Annotated in this window: 23 protein-coding genes; 14 read left to right on the top strand and 9 right to left on the bottom strand. The window is 48.1% G+C overall.

The window, feature by feature from the left end; translation table 11 throughout:
• Window positions 1-65 precede the first annotated feature (65 nt).
• Complete coding sequence (locus GWG06_RS06145) at window positions 66-1,091, bottom strand: SPASM domain-containing protein (RefSeq protein WP_160712041.1); 1,026 nt, start codon at window positions 1,089-1,091, stop codon at window positions 66-68.
• Window positions 1,092-1,208: 117 nt separating this feature from the next.
• Between GWG06_RS06145 and GWG06_RS06140 the strand changes: the two genes are divergently transcribed.
• Together GWG06_RS06140 and GWG06_RS06135 are read left to right on the top strand one after the other, a co-directional pair.
• A complete protein-coding gene (locus GWG06_RS06140) occupies window positions 1,209-1,952 on the top strand; it encodes a glycoside hydrolase family 25 protein (protein WP_127041786.1) in 744 nt (247 codons plus the stop codon).
• An 18-nt stretch (window positions 1,953-1,970) separates the two neighbouring features.
• Window positions 1,971-2,243: a hypothetical protein gene (locus tag GWG06_RS06135; protein WP_127041788.1), complete on the top strand. Its 273-nt coding sequence runs from the start codon at window positions 1,971-1,973 to the stop codon at window positions 2,241-2,243.
• Here GWG06_RS06135 and GWG06_RS06130 read toward each other — a convergent pair whose 3' ends face one another.
• Window positions 2,244-2,768, bottom strand: coding sequence for a CAP domain-containing protein (locus tag GWG06_RS06130; RefSeq protein ID WP_160712039.1), 525 nt, complete (start codon window positions 2,766-2,768; stop codon window positions 2,244-2,246).
• 401 nt (window positions 2,769-3,169) lie between these two features.
• Here GWG06_RS06130 and GWG06_RS06125 point away from each other — a divergent pair, with 401 nt between their 5' ends.
• On the top strand, window positions 3,170-3,349 hold the full coding sequence (locus GWG06_RS06125; protein ID WP_160712037.1) for a hypothetical protein: 180 nt from the start codon (window positions 3,170-3,172) through the stop codon (window positions 3,347-3,349).
• A gap of 121 nt (window positions 3,350-3,470) precedes the next feature.
• Here GWG06_RS06125 and GWG06_RS06120 read toward each other — a convergent pair whose 3' ends face one another.
• On the bottom strand, window positions 3,471-3,908 hold the full coding sequence (locus tag GWG06_RS06120; protein ID WP_160712035.1) for a YybH family protein: 438 nt from the start codon (window positions 3,906-3,908) through the stop codon (window positions 3,471-3,473).
• A gap of 116 nt (window positions 3,909-4,024) precedes the next feature.
• Between GWG06_RS06120 and GWG06_RS06115 the strand changes: the two genes are divergently transcribed.
• From GWG06_RS06115 to GWG06_RS06100, 4 genes are all read left to right on the top strand, one after another.
• Window positions 4,025-5,215, top strand: coding sequence for a DegT/DnrJ/EryC1/StrS family aminotransferase (locus GWG06_RS06115; RefSeq protein ID WP_127041796.1), 1,191 nt, complete (start codon window positions 4,025-4,027; stop codon window positions 5,213-5,215).
• Between the two features lie 13 nt (window positions 5,216-5,228).
• The gene (gene kdsB, locus GWG06_RS06110; protein ID WP_160712033.1) at window positions 5,229-5,954 is read left to right on the top strand and encodes a 3-deoxy-manno-octulosonate cytidylyltransferase; all 726 of its coding nucleotides are present in this window, start codon (window positions 5,229-5,231) and stop codon (window positions 5,952-5,954) included.
• A 20-nt stretch (window positions 5,955-5,974) separates the two neighbouring features.
• The gene (locus tag GWG06_RS06105) at window positions 5,975-7,051 is read left to right on the top strand and encodes an iron-containing alcohol dehydrogenase family protein (protein WP_160712031.1); all 1,077 of its coding nucleotides are present in this window, start codon (window positions 5,975-5,977) and stop codon (window positions 7,049-7,051) included.
• A gap of 194 nt (window positions 7,052-7,245) precedes the next feature.
• Complete coding sequence (locus GWG06_RS06100; RefSeq protein ID WP_160712029.1) at window positions 7,246-8,673, top strand: DNA recombination protein RmuC; 1,428 nt, start codon at window positions 7,246-7,248, stop codon at window positions 8,671-8,673.
• Here the strand turns inward: GWG06_RS06100 and GWG06_RS06095 are convergent.
• Window positions 8,670-9,860 (bottom strand): MFS transporter, encoded by a 1,191-nt coding sequence (locus GWG06_RS06095; RefSeq protein WP_127041804.1) that lies wholly within the window; start codon window positions 9,858-9,860, stop codon window positions 8,670-8,672. The genes GWG06_RS06100 and GWG06_RS06095 overlap by 4 nt on opposite strands.
• Before the next feature lie 176 nt (window positions 9,861-10,036).
• Here GWG06_RS06095 and GWG06_RS06090 point away from each other — a divergent pair, with 176 nt between their 5' ends.
• The 4 genes from GWG06_RS06090 (at window position 10,037) to GWG06_RS06075 (ending at window position 13,401) form a co-directional block, all read left to right on the top strand.
• Window positions 10,037-10,507 carry a Dps family protein gene (locus GWG06_RS06090; protein ID WP_127041806.1) on the top strand — a complete coding sequence of 157 codons (471 nt, stop codon included), beginning with the start codon at window positions 10,037-10,039 and terminating at the stop codon, window positions 10,505-10,507.
• 110 nt (window positions 10,508-10,617) lie between these two features.
• A complete protein-coding gene (locus tag GWG06_RS06085; RefSeq protein ID WP_127041808.1) occupies window positions 10,618-11,364 on the top strand; it encodes an NYN domain-containing protein in 747 nt (248 codons plus the stop codon).
• Between the two features lie 3 nt (window positions 11,365-11,367).
• Window positions 11,368-11,910 carry an O-acetyl-ADP-ribose deacetylase gene (locus GWG06_RS06080; RefSeq protein ID WP_160712027.1) on the top strand — a complete coding sequence of 181 codons (543 nt, stop codon included), beginning with the start codon at window positions 11,368-11,370 and terminating at the stop codon, window positions 11,908-11,910.
• A 102-nt stretch (window positions 11,911-12,012) separates the two neighbouring features.
• Entirely contained in the window at window positions 12,013-13,401 is a 1,389-nt protein-coding gene (locus tag GWG06_RS06075; RefSeq protein WP_160712025.1) for a TlpA family protein disulfide reductase, read from the top strand.
• Window positions 13,402-13,481: 80 nt separating this feature from the next.
• Here GWG06_RS06075 and GWG06_RS06070 read toward each other — a convergent pair whose 3' ends face one another.
• The 4 genes from GWG06_RS06070 to GWG06_RS06055 form a co-directional block, all read right to left on the bottom strand.
• A complete protein-coding gene (locus GWG06_RS06070; RefSeq protein WP_158631564.1) occupies window positions 13,482-13,625 on the bottom strand; it encodes a hypothetical protein in 144 nt (47 codons plus the stop codon).
• A gap of 70 nt (window positions 13,626-13,695) precedes the next feature.
• Window positions 13,696-15,669: an alpha-ketoacid dehydrogenase subunit alpha/beta gene (locus tag GWG06_RS06065; RefSeq protein WP_160712023.1), complete on the bottom strand. Its 1,974-nt coding sequence runs from the start codon at window positions 15,667-15,669 to the stop codon at window positions 13,696-13,698.
• Between the two features lie 32 nt (window positions 15,670-15,701).
• Complete coding sequence (locus GWG06_RS06060) at window positions 15,702-16,052, bottom strand: phage holin family protein (protein ID WP_127041816.1); 351 nt, start codon at window positions 16,050-16,052, stop codon at window positions 15,702-15,704.
• A gap of 163 nt (window positions 16,053-16,215) precedes the next feature.
• The gene (locus GWG06_RS06055) at window positions 16,216-17,142 is read right to left on the bottom strand and encodes a hydroxypyruvate isomerase family protein (RefSeq protein ID WP_160712021.1); all 927 of its coding nucleotides are present in this window, start codon (window positions 17,140-17,142) and stop codon (window positions 16,216-16,218) included.
• Between the two features lie 184 nt (window positions 17,143-17,326).
• On the opposite strand from GWG06_RS06055, the gene GWG06_RS06050 reads away from it, so the two are divergent.
• From GWG06_RS06050 to GWG06_RS06040, 3 genes are all read left to right on the top strand, one after another.
• Entirely contained in the window at window positions 17,327-18,292 is a 966-nt protein-coding gene (locus GWG06_RS06050; protein WP_160712019.1) for a formylglycine-generating enzyme family protein, read from the top strand.
• 40 nt (window positions 18,293-18,332) lie between these two features.
• Window positions 18,333-19,673 carry a Gfo/Idh/MocA family protein gene (locus GWG06_RS06045; RefSeq protein WP_160712018.1) on the top strand — a complete coding sequence of 447 codons (1,341 nt, stop codon included), beginning with the start codon at window positions 18,333-18,335 and terminating at the stop codon, window positions 19,671-19,673.
• A 115-nt stretch (window positions 19,674-19,788) separates the two neighbouring features.
• Window positions 19,789-21,081: a D-alanyl-D-alanine carboxypeptidase/D-alanyl-D-alanine-endopeptidase gene (locus GWG06_RS06040; RefSeq protein ID WP_160712016.1), complete on the top strand. Its 1,293-nt coding sequence runs from the start codon at window positions 19,789-19,791 to the stop codon at window positions 21,079-21,081.
• Between the two features lies 1 nt (window position 21,082).
• Here the strand turns inward: GWG06_RS06040 and GWG06_RS06035 are convergent, their stop codons facing one another.
• Complete coding sequence (locus tag GWG06_RS06035) at window positions 21,083-21,727, bottom strand: hypothetical protein (RefSeq protein ID WP_127043416.1); 645 nt, start codon at window positions 21,725-21,727, stop codon at window positions 21,083-21,085.
• Window positions 21,728-21,785: the final 58 nt, after the last annotated feature.

Genomic DNA, 21,785 nt, shown 5'->3' with positions numbered 1-21,785 from the left:
GAAATTACTTCTCCGCTTTGTTCTTCGCTCCTCATTCGTAATTCGCAATTCGTAATTCGTAATTATTATCCCCAGACCTTCGTTCCTTCACTGCAATTCGCACATATATCAATGTTTTTCCGGGTTTCCAGTATCTGACTACGGAAACGGATATACTCCTTATTATGCCAGAGGGCTTTGAAGGATTCTTTCTTCAGGTTGCCGAGGCGGTGCTGGGCGTCTTTATCGAAGCAGCAGGGCACCACGAGCCCGTCCCAGGTAACAACGGGGGAGTGCCACAGGCGCCAGCAGTGGTTGCCCAGTTTATTTTTGATGGCATAGGTGCCATCTTCGTTTTTGTGATAGCGGGAATATTTGTCGATGGTAGGAATCAGGCGGTTGCCTTCTTCGTAATCATATACCTGTGCTGTTTTAAAGCGGACCTGGTCTACACCGATTTCCTTTGCCAGTTTTTTGATGTCTTCTATCTGATGCTCATTGGGTTTAACAACGAGGAACTGGAAGAAAACAAATGGTTTGGAGGAATTGAGTTCCTTTTTCCATTTCACGATATTTTTAGCGCCTTGTATCACCTTTTCCAGGTTGCCGCCTACACGGTACTGCGTATATACGTCCTGGGTAGTGCCGTCTATGGAAATGATAAGCCTGTCAAGGCCGCTTTCCACCGTTTTTTTGGCGTTGGCGTCGGTAAGATAGTGTGCGTTGGTAGAGGTAGCCGTGTAGATACCTTTGGAAGACGCATATTTCACCATTTCCAGGAAACTGGGATTGAGATAAGGTTCTCCCTGGAAGTAGAAAATCAGGTACAGCAGCTCCTTTGAAATTTCGTCGATGGTTTTTCTGAAGAAGTCCTGTTCCAGCATACCGGTAGGGCGGGTAAAGGCCCTGAGACCACTGGGACATTCCGGGCAACGCAGGTTGCAGGAAGTAGTAGGCTCGAAAGACATGGAAATAGGATATCCCCACTGAACCGGCTTATTGGTCCATTTGCTGACGAAGTAGCTGGCGAGCACCTTGGTGGCATTCCAGGCCCGCCGTGGTGTGAACCTGGAGGCAAGGTTCAGGGTATCATTCAGGTTAAAATCGGGCATATAAAATTCACTTGACCTGTGTAAAAGTAGCTCCTTTAAACAAATTATAACCTATACTTGCTATAAAAAAGGACTGCCGGCATTATTTCCCGTTTACCTGCAACTAACTGAAACAAAGTGAAAAGCATCTGGATAAAATTATTGTTTGTGATTGTCATAGCCATCGGGGCTGCAATATGGTGGTACAAAAGGGAGGAAAAGATTTCATTTGTACGCTATGATGAATTTGGTATTGATATGCCGGTGAATTATAAAATCCATGGAATTGACGTATCCAAATTTCAGAAGGAGATCAACTGGCATGCTGTAAAACAGATGCAGGTAGATAAAATTCGTATATCCTTTGCCTTTATCAAGGCTACCGAAGGCATTACGCGCCAGGATGCAGCATTCAGGCAAAACTGGGAGCGGGCAGGCAAGGCAGGGCTGGTACGGGGAGCCTATCATTTTTTCTACAGTACCCGTGATCCGATCAAACAGGCCATCAATTTTCAGAATGTGGTAGCGCTGCAGTCCGGCGACCTGCCACCGGTGCTGGACATAGAAACCAGCAATAACCAGCCGGCTGCGGTGATCCGCAGCACGGCTAAGATATGGCTGGAAGAGATGGAAAAAGCATATAAAGTGAAGCCGATTATATACACCAATATTCATTTTTATGAAACCTATCTCGGCAATGAATTTGATGATTACCCGTTGTGGATAGCACATTATTATCAGAAAGAACGCCCGGCATCGAACCGTGCCTGGCTGTTCTGGCAACACAGTGATATTGGCCGGGTGAATGGTATCAGAACAACCGTGGATTTTAACGTTTTTAAGGGAGACAGCTCCGATCTAATGAAACTGTGCATACCTTAGTATTATTGAATTTATTTTATGGCAGAAGAACCGGAAGAAAAACCAGTGGAAGATCCGAATAAACTTGACCGGGAACTATTCTGGTTCCTGATTAAAATAATGCGGACCATATTTATCGGTCTTTTCTGGATGATGATAAATGTATTCCTGGGGTTGTACCTGGGGTTTGCAGTGCCGGAAGAATCCACTCCCGGCCGCATGATTTTCTTTTATACGTGGTTTGGCGTAACCCTCGTGGCATACATCTACATGATATGGCGCTTCTGGCGCAAAAAGATGGATGCGCCCTGATTAGTGTGAGGCGCTTCTGCTGCCCAGTACCATCGTCCAGTTTCTTTCAGAACGGCCAACCGCGAACTCGGTGAAATTACCTTTCATCATGTTGCGGCAATGCAGCGGGCTGCTCAGCCATCCCAGTACTACCGCCTGTTCTTCCATATTTCCCGAAGCGATATTTTCCCCGTAAACATTCCAGCGGTAACCGGCCGCGTCTATGCGTGAAGCAGGCGTGGAGCCGTTGGGTGCGTTATGATCAAAGTATTTATTGATCGTCATGTCTTTACTATGGAGATAGGCTGCTTTTTCCAGCAGGCCACTCCAGGTGAGCGGGCCTACGGCAGGCATCTGTTCGCCGCCACAGTTGCAGCCACGGCTGCGGATACCGTTTACCAGCTCCAGCAGCGCTTTACGGTCTACTATATTTTCAGGCACGGTAAGCGTGTCTGTAGCTTCAGGCCCTTTCTCCACAGGGAATACAGGGGCTTCTTTAGAACAGCCAGTAAGGATAACAACAGCAATAATGAATACTGCACACATAATTTTCCCGGACATAACCAGTTAAAAGTTATAGATGAATAGATTACCGGGTTTTAAACAGGAAGTGGTAAAAAATTTCAGTAGGTTTTTGGGCGGTACGGATTAAAATTACTTTGGTTGATCAGAGGTTATGGGTTAAAACAATTTTGCGGACACAAAGATAGTATGTTGATATGAGAAAAAGATTACAGGCTTTGTAAATCTAATGTTAATGAACACTGCCATATTTTCGCAGTAAAGGATGTAGGGATCTTTTCACATTGTGCATGAAGTACTTGTGGAGGGGGCACCACGTATACAGTCCGCTATCAGCCATATTTCCGGCATTGGCCCCTTGGAATAATGTTTGCCCCGTTATTCAGTGTAACGGTATTTCTTCATCCTGCTAAATGATTATTGTGATGAAAAAGAAACAGGACAAGCATACGGAAGCGTATGGGGAACATAGCAAGAAGCCGGTAGAGATACTGGACACCGATAAAGGATCAACAACCCGCAATCCGCTGCACGGCAGTCTGTCCGATAAACCGGAAAAAGAGAACAAAACCGTGCGGGATAGCGAAAAGGATAAAAGACATTAACAGACCATATCCTGGGAAAACCTTACATTTTTTAATAAAGAAGCCGATAAAAGCTATCGGAATTTCTTCTTTAATGTTGTGGTGTATAGCGGCCATCCTATTCTTAGGATGGTTTTTTTTATCAGCTGCTATGGTCTGCAATGATATTCCATTCCCCGTCTATTTTGCGGAGTAAGATGCTGAAATGTCCCTGCAGGTTGCCAATAGTGCGTTTCAGGTGCCATTTACCGATTACCAGGTACACATCTGCTGCCAGCGGCTTGAACTCCAGCAGGTTGAAGGTCAGCTGACCCATGGCTGCCTTGCCGGGATAGGTTTTCTTATAACGGTCCAGTGTAGGCTGCCAGCCATAGGTAACACCGTCTTTTCCGACGAACATCAGAGAGTCCGAATGCCAGTAGGGTTGCATAAATGCCTGCAGGTCGCCTTTATTCCAGGCGGCAGACTGTCCGGCCAGGACAGACTTTATTTGCTGCACATCAGGGTTCTGAGCGCGCAGCTGCCGGGAAGGCAATGCTGCAAAGGATCCTATCAAAATCAGGTACAATACAAAACGCATGTTAAATTTTTAGCAAAAGATAAACAGAATTTGCGATGTAACGCAATACTGTTTATAGTAACTTTGCAGCACTATTTTAGCGTTACCATTCAATTATATTTTAAAATCAACAGTTTATGCCCGGATATGAACTATTTGGCGCCGAGGAAAGGAAAGAAGTAAACGACGTACTGGAAACAGGAATCATGATGCGTTACGGATTTGACGGTCCGCGTAAAGGCATCTGGAAAGCAAAAGAGCTGGAACAGGCTATTTGCGATAAACTGAATGTACAATACACGCAACTTGCTTCCAGCGGTACCGCTGCCCTGACAACCGCCATGGCTGCCCTGGGACTGGGCGCCGGCGATGAAATCATCATGCCTACCTTTACTTTCGTAGCCAGCTTTGAATCCGTATTTTCAGTTGGCGCTACTCCGGTACTGGTAGATGTGGATGATACCCTCACCCTTGATCCGAAAGCGGTGGAAGCAGCGATCACCCCCAACACCAAAGCGGTAATGCCGGTGCATATGTGTGGTGCTATGGCTGATCTGGACGCGCTGCAGGCCATCTGCAAAAAGCATAACCTGCTCCTGCTCGAAGATGCCTGCCAGTCTTTCGGCGCTACCTACAAAGGCAAAGCCCTCGGATCTATCGGCGATGCCGGCACCTTCTCTTTCGACTTTGTGAAAACGATTACCTGCGCGGAAGGCGGAGCCATCATTACCAATAACAAAGACGTATATACTAAATGCGACGGCTATACGGACCACGGCCATGACCACCTGGGCGTGGATCGCGGGGCGGACCTGCACCCGTTCATCGGATACAACTACCGTATCTCCGAGCTGCACGCAGCAGTGGGCCTCGCGCAGATCCGCAAACTGGATACCTTCCTGTCTATCCAGCGCCGTATCAAAAAAATATTCAAAGATGCGCTGGCTACCGTGCCAGGCGTAACTTTCCGTCGCCTGCCCGATGAAGCCGGCGATAGCGCTACCTTCCTGTCCTTCTTCCTGCCGGAAGCAGACCAGGCGCGCAAAGCCACTGCCAATATGAAAGCTGCCGGTTTACCTGCCTTCTACTACTATGATAACAACTGGCATTATATCCGCCAGTGGGATCATTTCAAACAGGGAACCGTATTAACGCCATTTCCTCCGGGCCTGAAGCAGGCAATGGAAATCTATAAAACAAAAGAATTCCCTGCGTCAGACAGTATCATCAGCAGAAATATCTCTACGCCTATCAACCTGTCCTGGAGCGATGCCGAAGTACAGGAAAGAGCAGAGAAACTGGTGAACGCCGTGAAAAGTGCGCTGTAATAAAACTGCAATCATGAAGAAAATAGGACTGATACCTGCCCGTTACGGCGCCACCCGTTTCCCCGGAAAGATGATGGCCGACCTGGGCGGAAAAACGGTGATTCTGCGCACCTACGAATCCACGGTGAATACAGGCGTATTCGACGAGGTAATGGTGGTGACAGACAGCGATATTATTTACAACGAGATTATAAGCCACGGTGGTAAAGCTATCATGAGCAAAAAGGAACACGAAAGCGGTTCCGATCGTATAGCCGAAGCCGTTGCAGATATGGATGTGGATATTGTGGTGAACGTACAGGGCGATGAACCCTTTACACAGCGAGAACCACTGGAAAAACTGCTGCAGGTGTTTGAAGGTGAAGCCGGCAAAAACGTACAGGTAGCCTCTCTCATGCAGGAACTGCACGATGAGGCATCCATCGCGGACCCTAATTACGTGAAGGTGGCAGTAGACAAGAATTTCAATGCCTTATTCTTCTCCCGCTCCGTGATTCCCTACCCGCGCAACAAGGAGATAAAACCGGTTTACTACGAGCATATCGGCATTTACGCCTTCCGCAGGCAAACCCTGATGGACTTCACCCAGTGGCCGATGACGCCACTGGAAAGTGCGGAGAAGATAGAATGCCTGCGTTATCTCGAAAACGGCGTACCCATGAAAATGGTGCTCACCTCCTACATGGGAGTGGAAATAGATACGCCGGAAGATCTGGTGAAAGCAGCGAAGTATTTATAACATCTAACCAAGACGGATATATGAAATTCAGGAATTTTAAAATGGTGGACTACGTAGTTTACGGCAGCGGATGTTTTGATCAGCTGGGCGAAATACTGGCCCCCAGGCGTAAAGGCGATGCTCCCATGATATTTTTCGTGGACGAGTATTTCCAGGATAAGACAGCGTTTTTGTCCCGCATTCCTTTACAGGGGAAAGACAAAATTGTGGTGATAGACGTAACCTACGAGCCTAAAACAACCACCGTAGATAAAATCCGTGATGAGCTGAAAGCTGAATTCGGCGAGGTGTCTGGTATCATTGGTATCGGCGGCGGCTCCGTGATGGATATGGCCAAAGCCGTAGCGCTGATGATGACCAATCCCGGTTCATCCGCAGACTACCAGGGTTGGGATCTCGTGAAGGTACCGGGTGTTTATAAAGTAGGTATTCCTACCATTTCCGGCACCGGCGCGGAAGTAAGCCGCACCTGCGTATTGACAGGGCCTACCCGCAAACTGGGTATGAACTCTGACTTTACCCCGTTTGACCAGATCGTGCTCGATCCGTCCCTGACAAAAACAGTAGAGCCTAACCAGCGCTTTTACACTGCCATGGATTGCTTCATTCACTGCGTGGAATCGCTGACAGGTACTTACCTGAACGCCTTCAGCCAATCCTATGGCGAAAAAGCCCAGGAGCTGTGCGAAGAAATTTTCCTGCAGAAAGAAGTATGGGACGACGATGCAGACGAAAAACTGATGATGGCTTCCTATGCCGGCGGTATGAGTATTGCCTACTCTCAGGTAGGTGTAGCCCACGCGGTAAGCTACGGACTGGCATACCTGCTGGGTACCAAGCACGGTATCGGTAACTGTATTGTGTTCGATAAGCTGGAAGAATTTTACCCTGACGGCGTGAAGAAATTCAAGGAGATGGTGAAAAAACACAACATCGATATTCCGCAGGGCATTACCAAAGGGCTGACTGATGAACAGTTTGACACAATGATTAACGTGTCGCTGGGAATGGCGCCGCTCTGGGAAAATGCACTGGGCAAAGACTGGCAGCAGATTATGACCCGTGAGCGCCTGCGTAAGCTCTACGAAAAACTTTAATCATTTTGTTATTTTATTATTTGAGATTTGAAGATAAAAAAGATGCCTTCTGGTTATTCCGGAAGGCATCTTTTTTATCTTCAAATCTCAAATCTCAAATCTCAAATCTCAAATAATAAAATAATAAAATAACCAAATGATACGCAGGTTCAGTGCGTAGTAAAAATTTAGATTGCATCAAGGGGGATAAGTATATGCTGATATTATTGATTGTTACGGGGATAGGAGCGATAGCGCTGGGGAGCTGGGGCTATGTGATGCTGCAGCGGAACAGGCAGCTGCAGCAGGAGGCCGGCCGGCAGCAGGAACGGAGTGCGCAGCTGGAAGCGCGCCAGGAATACCTGGCCAATATGCTGGATGACAAACAGTTACTGTTGAAAGAGAAACAGCAGCAACTGGAACGGATAAACGAAGAATTTGCCTCGCTGATGGCGGAGCAGGGCCGGCTGATGGAACAGAATAAATACCTGCAGCAGCAGCTGCACGGAGAGAAAGACCGGCTGCAGCAGGTGAATGAAGATTTTAAAGTACAGTTTGAAAATACTGCCCAGCAATTGCTGCAACGTATATCCGGTACGTTTATGCAGCAGAACCAGGTGAAAATGGATGATATCCTTAAACCGCTGGCGGAAAAGATAGACAGCTTCCGCAGCAGCGTACAGCAATCGCTGGTGGCGGAAACCACCCAGCGCGCAGAACTGAAAAACGAACTGCAACGGCTATTGCAGCTGAATCAGACTCTTTCCCGTGAAGCCAACAACCTCACCAATGCCCTGAAGGCAGACACCAAAAAGCAAGGCAACTGGGGAGAAATGATTCTGGAGAAAGTGCTGCAGGCTTCCGGTCTGGAGAAAGGCATCCACTACATCACCCAGGATGCACAGCGGGATGAAACAGGTCAGCTCAGAATGCCGGATATGGTACTGCAACTCCCCGAAAACAGGCAGCTGGTCATTGATTCCAAAGTTTCCCTGAAAGCCTATGAACAATACTGCAGCGCTACCGACGAAACCGAGAAGCAACAAATGCTGAAGCTGCATGTACAATCCGTAAAAAACCATGTAAGTGAACTGAGCCGCAAGGCCTATCACACCCTGTACAACAACACCACAGATTTTGTGATGCTGTTCATCCCGATTGAACCGGCATACGCCCTGGCTATTATGCAGCAGGAAGAAGACCTGTACGATTTTGCCTTCCGCCGGAAAATCATCCTGGTGAGCGTGCCCTCTCTGCTGGCTACCCTGCGTATCATTGATGCCATGTGGCGGCTGGATAACCAGAATAAAAATGCGGAAGAAATTGTACGGCAGGGCAGCGCCCTCTATGATAAATTTGTAGGCTTCGCGGAAGACATGGGCCTGGTAGGAGAGCACCTCAAACGCAGCCAGAACGTATATGAAAGCGCGATGAACAAACTGGTGACCGGCCACGGCAACCTCGTAGGACGTGCTGAAAGAATGCGGCGGCTGGGCCTTGATAATAAAAAAACGATGCCCCGCCAGATGACGGTAGATCTCACTGCTTCCCAGGAAGATGATAATCAGGAAGACGTTACGGATACCCCGGAAAAACTACCGGAGCAAATTACAGGAGAAGACAATGACCTGAAAGCAAACTAATCCCGGCATTCCTGTAAAACCGGCGCCGGCTTCTTATAAAAGAATACCAGATATAAAAAGGCCAGCATCGTTATACCCGCGAAGAGGTAAAAAGTAACGGGGAAATTATCAGACCTGTTATGATATACAAAGGCGGAGAAGTAAGCTCCCAGCCCTATTCCCGCTTCCAGCCCTATATACATGCTGGCCAGCGCCCGGCCACGATGCTCCGGCCGGCCAAGATCTATGGTCCATGCTGTAATAGCAGGTGCATTCAGTCCAACCGAAAGACCATACACTACAGCCGCAGCCATCAATAAAAACGGTGTGCTGGCCAACCCCATCATCAGCATAGATAAAGCCATCACCACGGCAGACACCTTCAGCACCGGCACCCTGCCATAACGGTCGGAAACCTTTCCAGCCAGCAAACGTATACCAATAGAGCTGATAGTAAAATAAGTGAAGAATACCCCCTTATTAGCCACCCCCAGAAAAGCACCGAAGTCAGGAATAATCGTCAGCATCGCTCCGTAACTGAAATAAGTCAGGAAGGTGATAATCACCGGCGACCATACCAGCGGCTCAAATATCTCATTACTCTGGATCTTCAGTAACGACATCCGGAACTTTTGCTTGTTGGGCAGGGTTTCTTTCATCCCTATCAGTATCACCACAGACAATAACGCAAATACAGCAGAAAGCTGAAACATCACATTGATATTCCACCGTACCGCCATATAGCCGCCAATGGCCGGTCCCAGGGCCATACCGATAGTGCTGGCCAGCCCAACCATCCCCATGGCTTCACCACGACGATTAAATGGCACCAGGTCTGACACATAGGCAGATGTGCCCGTTGGTTTAAAACCTGTGGAAAAACCGTGGAAGAAACGCAGCAACAGAAATGCGCCTACAGTACTCACTAACGGATATAATAAACTACAAACCACACATACCAGCGAACCGAATACCATCACGGGAACACGCCCGATGGTATCTGTCAGCTTTCCGCTGAAAGGGCGTGACAAACCTGCCATTAAGGTGAACAAACCAATAATGTATCCTTTGTAATCAGCACCTCCCATCTGGCTCAGATAAGCCGGCAGCTCCGGTATCATCATGTTGAAGCTGGCAGAGAATAAAGCATTGCTCAGGCACAGTAATATAAACTGAAGTGTGTAGATCTTTCCGGTCGACTGGTCCATAATGCAAAAATAGCAACAATGGTACAATTTTGGCGATTATGTTGACCGATACATCGGCGGCCGAACAAAATGCAATTATGACCTGTTTATATTAACCGGATATTAATTCCTGATAAACATCATAACAGGCCACTTAAAGATGTTGTAAATTTATTTAAACTAAAAAATTGAAGCATATGAAAATCGATATTGGAATTTCAGCAGAACATTCAAAACAGATAGCATTAGAACTGAATAAAGTATTGGCAGACGAACTGCTGGTATACGCCAAAACACGCAACAGCCACTGGAACATTGAAGGATCCAATTTCATGGAAATGCATAAATTCTATGAAGGACAATACGAAGAACTGGAAGAAGTAGCCGATGAAGTAGCAGAATACATCCGTAAAATTGGTCACTATGCACAGGGCCGCTACGCTGATGTACTGAAACTCACACACCTGCTGGAATCTGAATATTCCAATGACCAGAAAAAACAACTGAAAGAATTGCTGGATGACCATGAAACCATCATCCGCAATCTGCGCAGACTGATAGACGAGTTTGATGAGAAGTACAAGGATAAAGGTGCGAGCGACTTCGCTACGCAGCTCCTGCAGAAACATCTTTCCCTGGCCTGGATGATCCGTTCCTATCTCAAATAATGATAGTGCCATTATAACATTCAAAAACGTGTCAGGCAACTGACACGTTTTTTGTTTTCATTTAATGGCTACATTTGTCAGAGCCTCATTCCCCATAAAACTGGCTATATATGGACAATACAAACGATCTCCGGCTGGCCGTGCTGATAGATGCTGATAACATTCCTTATCACAATATCAAAGGAATGCTGGAAGAAGTAGCGAAATACGGTAACCCCACCTTCAAAAGAATTTACGGTGACTGGACCAAGCCCACCGTCACCGGCTGGAAAGCAGTACTGCTGGATTATGCCATTACCCCCATTCAGCAATACAGCTACACTTCAGGGAAAAACGCCACCGACTCCGCCATGATTATAGACGCTATGGATATACTGTACACAGGCCGCGTAGACGGATTCTGCCTGGTATCCAGCGACAGCGATTTCACCAGGCTTGCTACCCGCCTGCGGGAAGCCGGGATGCGTGTTATAGGCCTTGGAGAACGGAAAACACCCAGCGCCTTCAGAGCCGCCTGCGATAAATTTATCTACCTGGAAATATTACAGGACCGCGAAAAGAAATCCGGAACTGACAAACCAAAATCTGCCAGGGAAAAGGTGAAAGGTATCAGCAAGGCAGACAAGGAACTGATAGACCTGCTCTCAACCAGCATAGATGATATAGCGGATGAAGACGGATGGGCCTATCTCGGTGAACTCGGCAACCTGCTGCTGAAAAAACAACCCGACTTCGACGCGCGTAACTACGGCTTCAATAAACTGGTGCAACTGATTAAGAGTTTTCCCAACTTCGAAATAGATATCCGCGAAAGTGGCAAGAAAACTGGAAAACTGGTGTACGTAAGAACTGTGTAACCTATGGCCTACAGAAAGATTAAAATACTCCAGGGAGATATTACAAAAATTGCCGCAGATGCCATTGTAAATGCCGCTAACTCTTCCCTGATGGGCGGCGGCGGAGTAGATGGCGCCATTCACCGCACCGGCGGACCGGCAATACTGGAAGACTGCCGCGCTATCGTTGCCCGGCAGGGTGGCTGCAGAACAGGAGAAGCCGTCATCACCACTGCCGGCCGGCTTCCGGCAAAACATGTTATTCATACCGTAGGACCCGTCTGGAACGGAGGAGGTAAAAATGAAGCGCAGCTGCTGGCCAGCTGCTATCTGCATTCCCTGGAACTGGCTACCCGGCACCATCTCCGGTCAATCGCCTTCCCTAATATCAGTACAGGTATCTATCGTTTTCCCAAAGAGCTGGCTGCTTCCATAGCCATGAATACCATTGTGGACTACCTGGAACAACATGATGATATAGATGAAGTACTGCTGGTTTGCTTTGATGACGAAAACCTGCACCAGGTACAGCATTACTATAATCAGTACATACGCCCGGAAGAGTAACCGGTAATATTTTACTGCCGTTAAACATTTTCCGGAAAACCAACTTATCAGCCTTTATTATATTTGACAGAACAACGATAAAAAAACCAAACCACCATTAAAATGAAAAAAATCAACCTGTGCGGACTGCTGCCGCTGGTAGCCTGTCTGGCTTTATCTGCGCGCGCTGCAGCCGGTCCGGCTCCCGTTTCTTCCGTAACCGTTATCGAAGGAAAAGTCCCTGAAAAAATCCAGAAAGTAACCCTGTACACGGTGATAGAAGGGCATAAATCTGAGATCGCTACCTCCGTAGTTGATGAGCATCAGACGTTTGCATTTGCCGTTCCTGCGCCTAAAGAAGGGTTCTACTACATTGGCACCGGCTCCCGCGGCGGGGATGCCCGTATTTACCTGAAGGCCGGCGAACGGCTGCAACTGCAGCTGGATGGCCGCGAATTCAAAGTAGAGGCGGGTTCTGCAGAGAATAAAGCGCTGCAGAAATGGAATGACCAGGTGAACATCATTGCAAAACCGGCATTTTCCATTGACTCCACCACCTACATGTCTTACTTCCCCAAACTGGAAACGTTTGTTGCCAAAGTTCCCGGATTTAAAAAAGAAGTAAATACGTCTAACAAAAAGTTCAACGAGCGGTTGAAATACACAATGGATATGGATGTAGAACGTGCTGCCCTGCAATTCATTTTTACGCCGCGCACCAAACATCCGGATCACAGCATGTATCCTGCCTACTACAAACAGCTGATGCAACCTCAGAAATACTGTGATGCCGGCTTATTACAGGATGGTGAAGGCGCTGACCTGATCCGTTTGTACAGCACGCTGAATATAGTACTCAACAATGATAAAGGGGGGAAAGCTCCTGTGGCGGAAAGACTTAACACGCTGGCATCGCTTTTCTGCAACGATAGTATCAAAGGGCTGGCGGTTACAGACGCACTCAGTACGTACAGAACCTTTGAGGGGCTGACGGAAGCGATGGCGCCGGTAAAGCAGTATGTAATCACAGATGTACAAAAGAAGCGTTACCTGGATTATGAAAAATCAGTAAGAAAATTTGCTGCCGGAGAATCCGGATTAAATTTTTCGGGAGAAGATATCACTGGTAAAAAGATTGCTTTCAGCGAGCTGAAAGGCAAGGTGGTAGTGGTAGATGTATGGGCTACCTGGTGCGGCCCCTGCAAGGCGGAGATGCCTCATATGGAAAAGCTGATAGAAGAGATGAACGGTAAAAATGTTGTTTTTGTAGGCTGCTCTGTAGATGAAGTAAAGGACAAGGAAAAATGGAGCACGTTTGTAAAGGAGAAGGAGATGAAAGGGTTGCAGCTGTTTATGAGTGGCTGGAGCGACATTACAAAATTCTATGGTATTACCGGTATTCCCCGTTTCATGGTATTTGACCAGAAGGGTAATATTGTGAGTATTGATGCGCCGCGGCCGTCTACGCCAGAGCTGAAAGCGATGATCGAAAAGGAGCTGGCCAGAGGCTAGTCACGATAACACGTATGAGAAAAGGCTTCCCATCGGGAAGCCTTTTCTACTATAATGCGATGTAAAAAACAGGGTCGTGATTAGATTTTTGCGTATTTCACCCATGCATATATGAACATCAGCGCAAAAACAACAATGGCTACGGGTGCCAGAAAACCACCGATGCTATCGCCTACTTTGTAAAAGTTGGTGGTTTGTACTACTGTTAAAAGATTCATCAACATAGTATAATGATTTAATTATTTCCGGGTGCAAAATAGAACTTTCGGGGCAATTTGCCAATGCTGATCCGTATTACCATTGTGATAATTGACTGATACACTTGTCCAGCCTTGCTTTTGCGAGGAAATTTTTTTCCAGGGCGGCCGCGAAAGGCACCGGTGTGTCCAGGCTTGCGCAGCGAACTACCGGGGCATCCAGGAGGTGGAAGCAGTGTTCTGCAATCCAGGCACTGATTTCTGCGCCGAAACCGCCGGTCAGCGTGTCTTCATGCAGGATCAGTACTTTGCCGGTAGCAGCCACTATTTCCTGTATGGCACTATAATCCAGTGGCTGTAAGGTTCTCAGGTCCAGGATACCGATGGAAATGTCCCTGCGTTGCAGGGCATATTCCAGTGCCCAGTGTACGCCGCTGCCCCAGGTGATGATGCTGATATCGTCTCCGGGCTGTACCAGCCTGGCTTTTCCTATTTCGATGGAATAGTAGTTATCGGGAACCTGGCCGCTGATGCTGCGGTACAGCGCTTTATGTTCAAAGTACAATACGGGATTAGGATCAGCAATAGCCGCTGCCAGCAAGCCTTTGGCGTCTGCCGGTGTGGATGGGTATACCACCTTCAGGCCGGGTACATGGGTAAACCAGGCTTCATTTGTCTGCGAATGGAAGGGACCGGCGCCTACACCGCCGCCGGCAGGCATCCTGATGACCACGTCTGCTGTCTGCCCCCACCGGTAATGTATTTTGGCCAGGTTATTTACAATCTGGTTAAAGCCGCAGGTAACGAAGTCACCGAACTGCATTTCCACCATACTTTTAAATCCTTCGAGAGACAGGCCCAGGGCGGTTCCTATAATGGCGCTTTCGCAGAGTGGCGTGTTACGCACACGTTCCCGGCCGAACAGCTCTACAAAGCCCTCCGTTATTTTGAAGGCGCCGCCGTATTCTGCAATATCCTGGCCCATGAGGATCAGCGCAGGATGTTGTTCCATGGCCTGCTTCAACCCATCGGAGAGGGCGTTGATAAACCGCCGTTCGGAGGTCTGGCCGCTGGCGGCAACTGCCGGGGCTGCCGGGGCATAGATATCATTCAGCTCCGTGGCGGTATCAGCAGCAAAGGGCGCGGTTTCCAGCCCTTTGGCTACATCCGCATCTATACTGTGTTTCAGCTCTTCCCGGATATGAGTGATATCTTCCTGGCTGAGTATTTTTGATGCCAGCAGCCAGGCTTCGTATTGCGCAATAGGATCTTTTTTACCCCATTCCTCAAAAAGCTCCGGCGGCACGTATTTAACGCCGCTGGCCTCTTCATGGCCTCGCATACGGAAAGTCATGGCTTCTATGAGTACAGGCTTCTGTTCCTGAATGGCGTAAGCCCGGGCGTTACGTATGGTATGATATACTTCCAGCAGGTTATTGCCATCAATCTGTATACCTTTCATACCATAGCCAATGGCTTTATCTACCAGCCCGGCGCAGCGATATTGTTCGCTGACGGGCGTGCTGAGGCCGTAGCCATTATTTTCTATGAGAAAGATCACCGGTAGGTCCCATACGGCAGCAACGTTGAGTGCTTCATGAAATTCGCCTTCGCTGGTACCGCCTTCGCCGGTAAACGCCAGGGATACATGTTGTTCCCGGCGCAGCTTATGCGCCAGTGCTACGCCATCGGCAATAGACAACTGTGGGCCCAGATGGGAAATCATCCCGCAGATATGATGTTCGCGGTTGCCGAAGTGAAAGGAGCGTTCCCGCCCTTTACTGTAGCCATTTTCGCTGCCCTGCCATTGCAGCAGCAGCTTCTCCAGCGGCATCCGGCGTGTGGTGAATACACCCAGGTTACGATGAAGCGGCATTATCCATTCATTGTCTTCCAGGGCCAGGGTAGCGCCAACGGCAATAGCCTCCTGGCCTATGCCTGAAAACCATTTGCTGATTTTTCCCTGACGCAGCAGCAGCAGCATCTTTTCTTCTATCATCCTGGGATAAACCAATGACTTGTAAAAAGATACCAGCTCGGTATCCGTGAGGTCAGACCGGTCAAAATACATGAATCTGTTATTTACGGCGTAAAGGTAAAGGGCTAATCATTATTGCCGCCGGCAAGGCTGATCATAATACTGTTAATAATGGTCATAACGATACTGAACAACATGGCCCACCAGAAACCGTCCACCTTAAAGCCGGGAACAATTTTGGCTGCCAGTAAAATAATCAGTGCATTTATAACAAAGAGGAATAAACCAAGGGTTATGATAGTTACCGGCAGCGTAAACAGCACCAGCAAGGGTTTTACCAGCGCGTTGAGAAACGCCAGCACCAGCGCCAGCAACAATGCCGTTACAAAACTATCAATTTTTACGGCCGGCTTCAACAGATAAGTCGTTAACATAGCGGCCAACGCACTAACTAAAATCCGAATCAGAAAACCCATAGTTGGAATATTTAGTTATTTAAGTTAACGAATTCATTTGAGATGTGATTATTTGATTATTTGAGATTTGGTTATTTATAATGCAGCGGAGCCTGTAGCAAATATTACTTCCCCTACAGGCTCCGCTGCATTATAAATAACCAAATCTCAAATGATCAAATAATTAAATCTCAAACGCGTCTGCCTGGCGGTATGCCTTTATCAGCGCGGCTTCACCGTCTTTGCCGGGGTGGGCGTTGCCGTGTTCCATGCCCAGAACGCCTTTGAAGCCTTTTTTATGGAGATGGCGGAAGATATGCTGGTAGTTGATTTCGCCGGTGCCGGGTTCGTTACGGCCGGGATTGTCACCTATTTGTATATACGCAATTTCATCCCAGCACATATCCATAACAGGGATGAGATTGCCGGTATTGCGCTGCATGTGGTATATATCGTAGAGTATTTTGCAGGAAGGGCTTTTCACGGCTTTACAGATTTCATAGCTCTGCTCGGCGGTACGCAGGAAGAGGTCTGGTGTATCGCTGAGGGGTTCCAGCACCATAACAAGACCATGCGGCTCCAGTATTTCAGCGCCGCTGTGGAGGGCGTCAATCACATGGGCGGTTTGTATGCCCATCGGCAGGTTACGGTCAAAGAAGCCGGGAACAACAGTAGCCCATTTGGCATTACAGCGTTTGGCTACATCGATGCTTTCGCGGCAGGTTTTGATGAAGGCATCCTTGAATTCCTGTTTGCCGGAGGCCAGCGAAGTTTTCCAGTTGTTGCCGGTATCTACCACAAAAACACCCATCTGCATACCGAGTTTAGACAGCAGGCTGCCAATCTGTTCCTGTTCGGCAGGAGTGCGGTGCATCATGCCGTTATCTTCAATGGCCCGGAAACCCTGGTCGTACATGAATTTTATCTGATCCAGGAATTTGCCGCCGGCAGAATTTTTAAACATACCATCATGAGGGGCATAGTTCATCCTGAATGTGTTTTCCTTTGCACCAGGTTGTTCGGCGGCGGACGCAGTATTAGCCAGACCACCGAGCGCCAGCGCAGAAATGCCGGCCAGTGTGCCATGCTGCAGGAATTTTCTTCTTTCCATAACGTTAGATTAATTGTAATATGTAATAAACGACGTGCGGATAAATTTAATCGGTTTTGTAAGGAAATACTAGTATCGATGAAAAATTTTCAATTCATCCCGCATTTTTAGCATTCATAAAAAAATATTGCATTCCATTCTTGGATTTTTTAAATTCACCCACTTATTCTATTAATCACGTTAGATGAACAAACAACTTGTGACCTTTTTACTGGGCGGATTGCTCAGTCAGGAACTGACTGCTCAGTCCCCACAGTCTTTCAGTGCTTATGATCAGCAACTTCCGGGAACAACTGTCAGCTTTAAAATGATGCCTGTAAAAGGCGGCCGTTTTATATTAGGTAGCCCGGACAATGAAAAAGGACGGAGCAAGGATGAAGGCCCGGCCAAAAGCGTTACCATCGACGATTTCTGGATGGGCGCCACAGAAGTGACTTTTGATGAGTATGATGTGTATGCGGATGCTGAAAAAGATAAAACACCGGTTCCGGACGGGATGACGCGTCCCAGCCCGCCATATATAGACCTGACACTGGGCATGGGCAAGGCCGGCGGATTTCCGGCCAACAGTATGAGCCAGTACGGTGCACTGATGTATTGCAAATGGCTGTACGCCAAAACAGGTGTGTTCTATCGTCTGCCAACCGCTGCTGAGTGGGAGTATGCCTGCAGGGCAGGGGCCACCACTGCCTTCCCTTTCGGCAATGATGAATCGCAACTGAAGGATTATGCCTGGTTCAAAGGCAACAGCGCAGAGAAATACCATAAGGTAGCACAACTGAAGCCCAATGCACTGGGATTATATGATATGCTGGGTAACGTAGGCGAATGGACACTGGATCAGTATGATGAAAACGGCGTAGCCACTGCAGCTGATAATAATCCATGGACCACGCCCACCGCAAAGATGTCGCGTGTGATCAAAGGTGGCAACTATACAGATGCCGCACCGCAGCTGCGTAGCGCCGCCCGCCTGAAGTCTGACCCGGTATGGAACCGCCGCGATCCGCAGATTCCTAAAAGCGCCTGGTGGAATGCTGACGCACCTTTTATCGGATTCAGAATTGTCCGCCCGGCGAAACAGCCATCTGCAGAAGAAATACAAAAGTTTTTCGACGATTTTATAGATAAATACAAAGGAGCTCGCTAACAACTTTATCACCCTTAAAAAATTTAAATCACACTTACTTATGGAAAGTGAACAGCAAAAATTCCACGGTCAGGGCCGCCGCGAGTTTGTAAAACAAACATCGCTTATTGCCGGCGGTTTACTGGCAATGCCTATCTTGTCCAAAGCAAACTTCTTCTCCGGTTCTTCCGATGTTATCAAAGTAGCACTGATTGGTTGCGGCGGCCGCGGTACCGGCGCTGCTACCCAGGCCCTGAGCACAAAAGAAAATGTGCAGCTGGTAGCTATGGCAGATGCCTTCGCGGACAGACTCAATGATAGCTATAACAATATCAAAGAGGCGATGGAGGAAAGAAAACAGATCAACCGTATCAACGTGCCTGAAAGCAATAAGTTTGTTGGCTTTGAAGGCTACAAACAGGCCATCGCACTGGCTGATGTGGTGATCCTCACCACACCTCCGGGCTTCAGACCCATTCACTTTGAAGAGGCAGTAAGACAGGGCAAACACGTATTCATGGAGAAGCCCGTAGCTACTGATCCTGCTGGTATTAAAAAAGTACTGGATGCTGCAGCTATCGCCAAACAAAAGAAATTAAACGTAGTAGTGGGCCTGCAGCGCCGTTATCAGAACTCCTACAGGGAGCTGTACAAACGCGCGCAGGATGGCATTATCGGTGATATTCTGTCCGTACAGGTATGGTGGAACCAGGGCGCGCTGTGGGTAAAACCACGCAAACCTGAATACACCGAAATGGAATACCAGATGCGTAACTGGTACTATTTCAACTGGCTCTGCGGCGATCATATCGTTGAACAACATATCCACAATATCGACGTGGGCAACTGGTTTAAAGGCACTACACCTGTTTCTGCAGGCGGTATGGGCGGCCGTGCCGTTCGTACCGGTAAAGACACCGGCGAAATATTTGACCACCACTACGTAGAATACCGTTATGCAGACGGCGTAGTGATGAACAGCCAGTGCCGCCACTGGAAAGACGCTCCGAGTAAGGTAGATGAAGAAATTGTAGGTACAAAGGGCCGCATCTATTGCGACCGCGCACAGATCGTGGATCACAAGGGCAAAGTGCTTTACCAGTTTGATAAGAAAAATGAAAACAACCCTTATCAGACGGAACACGATGAATTGTTTGCGGCCATCGCCAAAGGACAATTCAAATTCTCCGATGCACAGCGCTCCGCGGAAACAACGTTATCCGCCATCATCGGGCGGCTGGCCACCTATTCCGGACAGGTAATCAACTGGGATACTGCCCTGAACTCCGGCCTGAACCTGCAACCGCAGCGATACGCCTTCGATGCACCGCCTCCGGTAATGCCGGATGCTTCCGGTAACTATGCTTACGCTAAACCGGGTATCACCAAATATTTCACCTGATGTGAGTATTTTATTATTCAGTTATTTGAGATTTAAAAAAAGCGAAGATCAACTGCTGATCTTCGCTTTTTTTAAATCTCAAATAACTGAATAATAAAATAATTAAATTCCATGTATGAAAGGATTACTGTTTTTGGTGATTTGCCTGTTGCTGCAGGCGCAGGGCTATGCGCAGCCGGCGGCCATTGCCAGATGGGCCGGCGCTAACCTGCTGCAGGAGGCGCCGTTACGGCAGGCGCATACAGGTATTTCCATTTATGAACCGGCAACCGGCAAATATTGGTATCAGTACCAGGATGATAAATTTTTTACACCCGCTTCCAACATCAAAATATTTTCCCTGTATACCGGTTTGCAATTGCTGGGAGATTCACTGCCCGCCATCCGCTACTATGAGAATGATACAGCGCTGTTTGTGAAAGGAGTAGGGGATCCGTCCTTCCTGCACCCTGACTACGCCTGGCAGCCACTACTGCAGCTGCTGCAGCAGACGGGTAAGAACATTTACCTGGTGCCGGCAGTTAATCAGAATAAACGCTTCGGTGCGGGCTGGGCATGGAATGACTATGCAGATTACTATCAGCCGGAACTGAATGAATGGCCGATGTACGGCAATGTGGCGCGCATCTACCACCACCGCGACACCTCCCTGATCCTGCCCGCAGCCTATGATCTGGAAGTTACCCGCGATGATACCATCAGTGAACTTATCACAGACAGAGATGAACGGAACAATATCTTCTTCCTGAAATATAATGCATCACAGACCGGCAGCTCCGTCACTGAAGTACCGTTTATAACCGGAGATATTATGCAGCTGAGAGAAAGGTTGCAGGATACGCTGCATAAGCGTATAGGCATCACCGTAAGTGCGCCGGCTGTAACATTTAATACGCTGCGCAGCATTCCGGCGGATTCCCTGTTTACCCCCATGATGCACCGCAGCGATAACTTCTTTGCCGAACAAACACTGATGATGGCTTCCTCGTTGTTATGGGATACCATCAGTACCCGGAGAATGATTACCTGGATGCTGGACGGCAACCTGAAAATATTACCGCATCCGCCGCAATGGGTGGACGGCTCCGGACTTTCCCGCTTTAACCTGTTTACCCCGCGCGACTTTGTATCGGTACTAACGGATATGTATAAACGTTATCCGAAAGACCGGTTGTTCCACATTTTCCCGACCGGTGGGAAGGGAACGCTGAAAAACTACTACCAGCAGCAGTTTGTACATGCCAAAACGGGCTCGCTCAATGGAGTGGTAGCGTTAAGCGGTTACCTGGTTACCAGAAAGAATAAAACATTGGTATTCAGTGTGATGGTGAATAATCATCATGATAAGGCTGCTAATGTACGCCGGGCAGTGGAACGTTTGCTGACAATGATCTGGAAGGATTACTGAGTCAGGGTTTCAGGGTGTAGCTGGTGAGTTTGATGGTATCGCCGGACTGGTCGGCTTCAATAAGTCCGACACCTTTGGCGTAGTAGCTGGTAGAAACGGTGCCAACCGGTACCGGGTTGTTGAGTACAATAGCGTAGGCATCCAGTTTTACCGCAATGACTTCAGCATAAGCCTTTCCGTATACTGTTTTGCTGATGCCCTTGTCAATGATGGTGTGCCGCAGGATGCCCGTAGTGCTGACGGTACCGTTGCTGATGGTAACGGTATCATTCCAGGAGTCGCCTTTGAGGGAGTTATCTTTCAGGTAGGTGAGCAGGAGGTTATCTGCCTTATACCCCTGGAAGGTAAGCAGGCTGGCGATTTGTGTATAGATGCCATCCTTGCAGTCAGAACAGATGAATACGCTGTCGTCCCCGATTTTTTTGAACCGGGTATTATTGATAGTGGTATCGCCTTCTACGGTTAAGGTATAGGAGATGGTGTCTTTGGTTTTATTGACATTTATGTAGGAAAAGGAGGAGCCGTTGGTGTAAGGCGCATACTCACAGGTACCGGCGGAAGGCCCTTCGGTACTCATCTCCTTGCTGCAGGATAGCAGCAGTATGCAGCCTGCAAGGAAGAGGAATAGTGAGTGGAAACGCGTCATAAAGATAGATCTGGTTAATTTATAACGTTCGCTCCTATGAATTTATGCAAAAAAGGCC

The organism is Chitinophaga solisilvae (assembly GCF_009928525.1).
In the GTDB taxonomy this organism is placed as follows: domain Bacteria; phylum Bacteroidota; class Bacteroidia; order Chitinophagales; family Chitinophagaceae; genus Chitinophaga; species Chitinophaga solisilvae.
Note: the sequence above shows the minus strand (reverse complement) of the source record. Positions and strands in the feature narration are given on the sequence as shown.

What these genes read in the sequence shown, in the direction of transcription:
- GWG06_RS06060 (WP_127041816.1), bottom strand. Translation starts at nt 16,052, where the DNA reads ATGGGTTTTCTGATTCGGATTTTAGTTAGTGCGTTGGCCGCTATGTTA.
- GWG06_RS06050 (WP_160712019.1), top strand. Translation starts at nt 17,327, where the DNA reads ATGAACAAACAACTTGTGACCTTTTTACTGGGCGGATTGCTCAGTCAG.
- GWG06_RS06065 (WP_160712023.1), bottom strand. Translation starts at nt 15,669, where the DNA reads ATGTATTTTGACCGGTCTGACCTCACGGATACCGAGCTGGTATCTTTT.
- GWG06_RS06125 (WP_160712037.1), top strand. Translation starts at nt 3,170, where the DNA reads ATGAAAAAGAAACAGGACAAGCATACGGAAGCGTATGGGGAACATAGC.
- GWG06_RS06080 (WP_160712027.1), top strand. Translation starts at nt 11,368, where the DNA reads ATGGCCTACAGAAAGATTAAAATACTCCAGGGAGATATTACAAAAATT.
- GWG06_RS06055 (WP_160712021.1), bottom strand. Translation starts at nt 17,142, where the DNA reads ATGGAAAGAAGAAAATTCCTGCAGCATGGCACACTGGCCGGCATTTCT.
- kdsB (WP_160712033.1), top strand. Translation starts at nt 5,229, where the DNA reads ATGAAGAAAATAGGACTGATACCTGCCCGTTACGGCGCCACCCGTTTC.
- GWG06_RS06085 (WP_127041808.1), top strand. Translation starts at nt 10,618, where the DNA reads ATGGACAATACAAACGATCTCCGGCTGGCCGTGCTGATAGATGCTGAT.
- GWG06_RS06040 (WP_160712016.1), top strand. Translation starts at nt 19,789, where the DNA reads ATGAAAGGATTACTGTTTTTGGTGATTTGCCTGTTGCTGCAGGCGCAG.
- GWG06_RS06035 (WP_127043416.1), bottom strand. Translation starts at nt 21,727, where the DNA reads ATGACGCGTTTCCACTCACTATTCCTCTTCCTTGCAGGCTGCATACTG.
- GWG06_RS06100 (WP_160712029.1), top strand. Translation starts at nt 7,246, where the DNA reads ATGCTGATATTATTGATTGTTACGGGGATAGGAGCGATAGCGCTGGGG.
- GWG06_RS06045 (WP_160712018.1), top strand. Translation starts at nt 18,333, where the DNA reads ATGGAAAGTGAACAGCAAAAATTCCACGGTCAGGGCCGCCGCGAGTTT.
- GWG06_RS06070 (WP_158631564.1), bottom strand. Translation starts at nt 13,625, where the DNA reads ATGTTGATGAATCTTTTAACAGTAGTACAAACCACCAACTTTTACAAA.
- GWG06_RS06095 (WP_127041804.1), bottom strand. Translation starts at nt 9,860, where the DNA reads ATGGACCAGTCGACCGGAAAGATCTACACACTTCAGTTTATATTACTG.
- GWG06_RS06135 (WP_127041788.1), top strand. Translation starts at nt 1,971, where the DNA reads ATGGCAGAAGAACCGGAAGAAAAACCAGTGGAAGATCCGAATAAACTT.
- GWG06_RS06145 (WP_160712041.1), bottom strand. Translation starts at nt 1,091, where the DNA reads ATGCCCGATTTTAACCTGAATGATACCCTGAACCTTGCCTCCAGGTTC.
- GWG06_RS06120 (WP_160712035.1), bottom strand. Translation starts at nt 3,908, where the DNA reads ATGCGTTTTGTATTGTACCTGATTTTGATAGGATCCTTTGCAGCATTG.
- GWG06_RS06105 (WP_160712031.1), top strand. Translation starts at nt 5,975, where the DNA reads ATGAAATTCAGGAATTTTAAAATGGTGGACTACGTAGTTTACGGCAGC.
- GWG06_RS06075 (WP_160712025.1), top strand. Translation starts at nt 12,013, where the DNA reads ATGAAAAAAATCAACCTGTGCGGACTGCTGCCGCTGGTAGCCTGTCTG.
- GWG06_RS06115 (WP_127041796.1), top strand. Translation starts at nt 4,025, where the DNA reads ATGCCCGGATATGAACTATTTGGCGCCGAGGAAAGGAAAGAAGTAAAC.
- GWG06_RS06130 (WP_160712039.1), bottom strand. Translation starts at nt 2,768, where the DNA reads ATGTGTGCAGTATTCATTATTGCTGTTGTTATCCTTACTGGCTGTTCT.
- GWG06_RS06090 (WP_127041806.1), top strand. Translation starts at nt 10,037, where the DNA reads ATGAAAATCGATATTGGAATTTCAGCAGAACATTCAAAACAGATAGCA.